Source organism: Streptomyces sp. KLMMK (genome assembly GCF_036961605.1).
Classification (GTDB): domain Bacteria; phylum Actinomycetota; class Actinomycetes; order Streptomycetales; family Streptomycetaceae; genus Streptomyces; species Streptomyces telluris.
Genome location: NZ_JBAMDC010000431.1, coordinates 1 through 5,202, shown reverse-complemented (window position 1 = coordinate 5,202; position 5,202 = coordinate 1). Strand labels below are relative to the sequence as shown.

The 5,202-nt window shown below is 73.4% G+C and carries 4 protein-coding genes; 3 read left to right on the top strand and 1 reads right to left on the bottom strand.

From position 1 onward, the window contains the following. A partial coding sequence (locus V7793_RS32965) for a terpene synthase family protein (protein ID WP_336013384.1) occupies window positions 1-2,249 on the bottom strand: 2,249 nt, incomplete at its 3' end. Window positions 2,250-2,464: 215 nt separating this feature from the next. Here V7793_RS32965 and V7793_RS32960 point away from each other — a divergent pair. The 3 genes from V7793_RS32960 (at window position 2,465) to V7793_RS32950 (ending at window position 5,088) form a co-directional block, all read left to right on the top strand. Beyond that, window positions 2,465-2,845, top strand: coding sequence for a DUF937 domain-containing protein (locus tag V7793_RS32960; RefSeq protein WP_336013383.1), 381 nt, complete (start codon window positions 2,465-2,467; stop codon window positions 2,843-2,845). Between the two features lie 174 nt (window positions 2,846-3,019). Then, complete coding sequence (locus tag V7793_RS32955; RefSeq protein WP_336013382.1) at window positions 3,020-3,784, top strand: hypothetical protein; 765 nt, start codon at window positions 3,020-3,022, stop codon at window positions 3,782-3,784. Beyond that, a complete protein-coding gene (locus tag V7793_RS32950; RefSeq protein WP_336013381.1) occupies window positions 3,781-5,088 on the top strand; it encodes a sensor histidine kinase in 1,308 nt (435 codons plus the stop codon). The genes V7793_RS32955 and V7793_RS32950 overlap by 4 nt, the downstream gene beginning before the upstream one ends. Window positions 5,089-5,202 lie beyond the last annotated feature (114 nt).

Genomic DNA, 5,202 nt, shown 5'->3' with positions numbered 1-5,202 from the left:
GCGGCGGGGGAGCGGAGCAGGGCCGGCAGCCGCGTGGCCGAGGTGCCGAGGCCGGTGGGGGTGCCCAAGGGCGGGGTGACGGGCGCCGGGGCGCCCTTGTGGCGCAGGAGGTCCTCCTCGCCGTAGCGGCGGCACTCCCGGTGCCAGTGGAGGATGCCGGCCATCCAGTCCTGCAGCTCCTGGGCGTACCTCCCGAGCGCGGCCCGCGCCTCGTCGTCGAGACCGAAGTCCTTGGCGAGGACCGGCAGCTGGTAGTCGACCACGTGCTGGAACTCCCGCATCCGCGAGGCCTGGAGGTCGGCGACGATGCCCAGCGCTTCCGTGCGCCCGCAGTCGAAGAAGTTCTCGACGACCAGGACGGCGTTGTGGACCTCGCCCTCGAACTGGATCTCCTTCTGGTACGAGAACATGTCGTTCATCAGGGTGGCGTAGTCCATGGCCGCGTTCTCCATGGCCCGGACCGGCTGGGTGCGGTAGATCTCCGGCGGCAGCGCCGTGCCGAGGCCGTTGCGGCACAGCGTCAGGGTCATGTCGGACCCGAAGGTCTGGCGCCGCATCTCGATGTAGTCCACCGGGTCGGGGATGCGGTGCTGCTTCTGGTTCCACAGCTCCCACAGCCAGGCGTCGAGCATCGCCTTCACGGCGGCGTGGAGGCCGGCGCGCTCCTCCTCGGTCATGGCCGCGGTGGTACGGGCCCACAGGTCCGCGAGTCCGATTTCCATGACGTGCTCCGGGGGCGGGGTGACGGGGGAGCCCACCGGCATGAACAGCAGCAGCCGGTCGGTGAGCGCCTGCGCCGCGGCCATGCCGGCCGCCCCCGTCTGCCCGCCGAAGGCCACCGGGTAGTAGTCGTCGCCGTACGTGCCCCAGGTCAGCCAGTCCGTGGCCACGTCGAGTTCCCCGCTGGTTCCGCCGGGGTGGAGGCCTGCCGCGCACAGCGCGAAGTCGTAGTCCGCGAGCTTCTCCGCGGTCCACAGCCCCGAGCCGGGGACGGCCGGGTCGGGAGCGAGCATCCCCATGCGGCGCCCCCACGCGATGTTGTTCCGGCGGGAGGTGTCGAGGTGGGGGTTGAGCCGCAGCGGATACGGCATGGGGAAGTCCGGCAGCGGCAGGTGGCCCACGGCCTGGAACGGCACGTGGGTGTGGCGGCGCAGCCGCGCCGGCGCCGTCGCCGCGATCGAGGTGAACATCCGCGCCGCGGACGTGCCCAGCCCGAGCGGCCCGGCGAGCAGTGCCCCGGGGGCGTTGACGGCCTCTCCCGGGGCGTCGTTCATGTAGCGGCTGGAACGCATGTGCCACTCGTGGCCACCGGACTGCCAGTCCTGGAGCCCCTTGACGTAGGCGAAGGCATCGAGGCGGGACTGCGGGTCCAGGCCGTGCAGTTCGAAGAGGGGCGCCAGCTCGGTCAGGGCGGTGTGCTCGAACTGCTGGAGCCGGGAGGTGAGCCAGTCGTTGACAGTGTCGGCCGCCTGCTGGGTGTCGCAGCCCAGGAACCGCTCCAGGACGAGGACCGCATTGGCCAGCTCGCCCTCGGCCTCGGTCTCCCGCTCGTACGAGAAGAGGTCGTTGCGCAGATGCACGCCGTCGGCGAAGGTGTCCTTCAATACCCGCATCGGCCGGCTCGCGGCGACGGCCCCGGGGACCTCGGCGCCCACCGCGAACTCGACGAGATTGGCCGACCAGGGGGCGCCGCCCACCTTGCGGCGCATCTCGATGTACTCGATCGGGTTGGCGACGCGGCCCTCGTTGATATTGGACAGTTCCCAGACGGACTCGTTGAGCAGGTGCCGCGTGCTCTCGATGAAGCGCCGGCGCCAGTCCTCCGACATCGAGGGGACCGTGCGCGCCCACAGGTCCGCGAGACCCGCCTCCACCGGGTTGGTGGGCTCGGGGGTCTCGCCGGCGTCCAGGGGCATGAAGGCGGGCAGCCGGTCGAGATAGGCCTTCGCGCCCGCCATGTCACCGGTGCGCTTGAAGACGTCGAGGAAGTGGTCGTCGAAGAAGAACACCCAGACGTACCAGTCGGTGACGAGATCGAGCACCGGGCCGGACGCCTCCGGATGGGTGTACGCGCACAGCAGGGCGTAGTCGTGCGCGTCCAGGTCCGCCTGGTCCCAGATGCCGGAGCCCTCCAGCATGTTCATCTCGCGGGCCCAGGCCCTGGAATGCTCCCGGGCGCCTTCCACGTGGGGATTGAGGCGCGCGGGATACGGCATGTAGAAGGAGGGGAGAGCGAAAGGGTGCGACATGGCCGCCCACGCTAGTTCGCGTGCCCCTGGCAGGTAGATCGGAAGGTCATATTTCCCCTCAATGAGGTGAAAGCCCGGGCCGAGCCGCTTAAGGATCTTGAGTTCGGTGCCGCCGCTTCCGCGGGCCCCGGCGCGGGGGCGCGCGCCGTTCCGCACGGTGATCGCCGCACTACCTTGCGTACCGAGATCTGTTCGGCCCGCGTAGTGTCGGCTCCATGGGCGATGAAGCGCTGCAGCAGGACGTACTGGACGAGCTGGGTGAGGACAGGATCCAGGAGCTCGCAGGAGAGCTCGGCACCGACGCGGACGGGGCGACGAGGATGGTCCGGGAGACCGTCGCCGCCCTCCCCGAGGAGCTCACCCGCCAGGAGAGCGCGACCCCGGCCGGAGCAGCCGGCGCGGGCGGGTTCGGCGGCCTCGGGGGCGGGCTGGGCGGAGGGCTGATGTCCGGCGTCCTCGGGAAGATCACCGGCCCCGTGGCCGAAACCGTCGCCAAACGCACCGGCCTGCCGGTCGCCCAGGTCACCCGGGCGCTCGAACTGCTCCTGCCGGTCGTCATGACCACCATCGCCAAGCGCCGGGGAAGGAAGAGGTAGACCGTACGGCCGGGCAGGGGCCGCCCGCGGGGCCGCCGCGGACACCTCCTGCGGCAGGGCTCCCGGCCGTGGCCTGCGGCGGGCCCGGAGGGCACGGTGTGCGGCTCGCATAACATCGTGGCGTATCCCGGGCCCCGGACAGGGGCCGCCGCCAGCCGACGATGGAACCTCCGAGTGCCCCGATCCACCTGCCCCGACGCCGGGAGCGCCGTGCCGCGTGCCGCCTCCCGCCGGCGCGCCCTGCGGGCGCTGGGTGCGCTGGCCGTGCTCGCGGCGGTGACCGGGTGCGCGAGTGCGGGCGAGCCCGTCGGCGCCGGCCGGACGGCCCCCGCCTCGGCCCCGTCCAGACTGTGGCCGCAGGCGACGCCGGCCCCGTCGCCGAGCGGCCCGCAGCACGACGGCGAGACGGCCACGAAGGTCCCCGGCGTCGCGCCCGTCCCCTCCGGGGACATCCACAAGGTGGACGCCTACGCCGCGGTCAAGGCCGAGGTCACGGCCAGCCGCAACAGCGTCACGGGGGCCGACGCCCTCGACGACGCGACCGCCGCGAAGGTCGCCTCGTCGTGCTCCTCCGCGCAGCGACAGCAGCGGGACTGCCCCATCCGCAGGCCCGTCTACAGCGACCTCACCGGAGACGGCCGCGAGGACCTCATCGTCGGCATCGAGATGGAGGACCACTTCCTCTCGCTGCGCGCCTACACCCTCGTCAAGGGGGTGCTCACCCGCGTCCTGTCGACCGTCGCCCAGCCTTCGTCCGTCGAGGTCGCCGGCCGCGACCTGATCGTCTGGGAGCCGTGGACGACGCCGCACTACGCCCTGCGCTCGGTCTACACCTGGAACACCCAGAACCACTACATGGACTTCCGGCGCTACGAGATCCGCCGCGCCGAGTCCGGCGCCGCCCCGGCCACCCCGCGCGCCCCGGAGCGTCGCCGGTGACCGCCCGGCCGCGGCGCCTGCGGGGTCTGCGGGCCCGCCTCCGCAGACTCTCCCGCCTCGGCTCGCTCTACGGGAAGTTCACGCTCTTCCTCGCCGTCGTGTGCTGCGTCGTCGCGACCGTGCTCGGCGTCCTCGTGCACGTCATCGTCACCCGGCAGACCGTCCACCAGGCCCGCTCCGAGGCCCTGTCCCGGCTCGACGCCGCCACCAGGGCCTACGCGTCCGGCGACCCCATGCACCGCCCCGCGGCCCTGAACCCGCCCGACCTCCCGCGGCGGCTCCAGGAGATGGCGCTGCGCGGCGAGCGCGGCACCGCCCTCGGCGACCACGACGGCACCCCGACCATGTGGGCCGCCGGGCCGGCCGACGCCGGGGTCATCGCCGCCCGGTTCGACTACCGGCACAGCAAGGACACCATCGACGGCCTCGACCGGGCCATCGCCGGCTCCGCCACGCTCGCCATCGGCGGCACCCTGCTCATCGGCGTCTTCGCCGTCTCGCGGGTCACCCGCAGGCTGCACCGCACCGCCGACGTGGCCCGCCGCATCAGCGCCGGCGACCTCGACGCCCGCGTCGCCGACCCGCGCACCACGCGCCCCGCCCGGGAGCAGGACGAGGTCGCCGCCGTCGCCGCGGCCCTCGACGCCATGGCCGGCACCCTCCAGGCCCGGCTGCAGAGCGAGCAGCGCTTCACCGCCGACGTGGCCCACGAACTGCGCACCCCTCTCGCGGGGCTGCAGGCGGCCGCGGACCTGCTGCCGCCGGGCCGGCCCACCGAGCTCGTGCGCGACCGGGTGCAGACGCTGCGCCGCCTCACCGAGGACCTGCTGGAGATCTCCCGGCTCGACTCCCTGACGGAGAAGGCCGACCTCGACGCGCACCTGCTGGGGCGGCTGGCCGAGCGGGCCGTGCGCGCCTCCGGGATGGAGGCCGAGGTGCGCGTCCTGAAGGACGCGTGCGTGGAGACCGACCGGCGCCGCCTGGAGCGGGTGCTGAGCAACCTGCTCGTCAACGCCCACCGGCACGGCCGCCCGCCCGTCGTCGTCACCGTCGACGGGCCCGTGGTCTCCATCCGCGACCACGGCGAGGGCTACCCGGGCTACCTCCTCGAACACGGCCCCCAGCGCTTCCGGACCGAGCCCACGAGCACCAGCACCAAGGGCCACGGCCTGGGCCTGACCATCGCCGTCGGCCAGGCCCGGACCATCCACGCGGAGCTGACGTTCGCCAACGCCCCCGACGGCGGGGCGCTCACCACCCTGTGCCTGCCCGAGTACGAGGACAGGCCGGAGGAGCCGGAGTAGGCGGAGCAGAGCCCGTCGGTCAGGCAGCCCGTGGCCCGTCGGTCAGGGCGGTGCGGGTGCCGAACCACCGGGCCAGCGCGCTGCCGAGGGCATCGGTCGCCGCCGGCGGCGCGG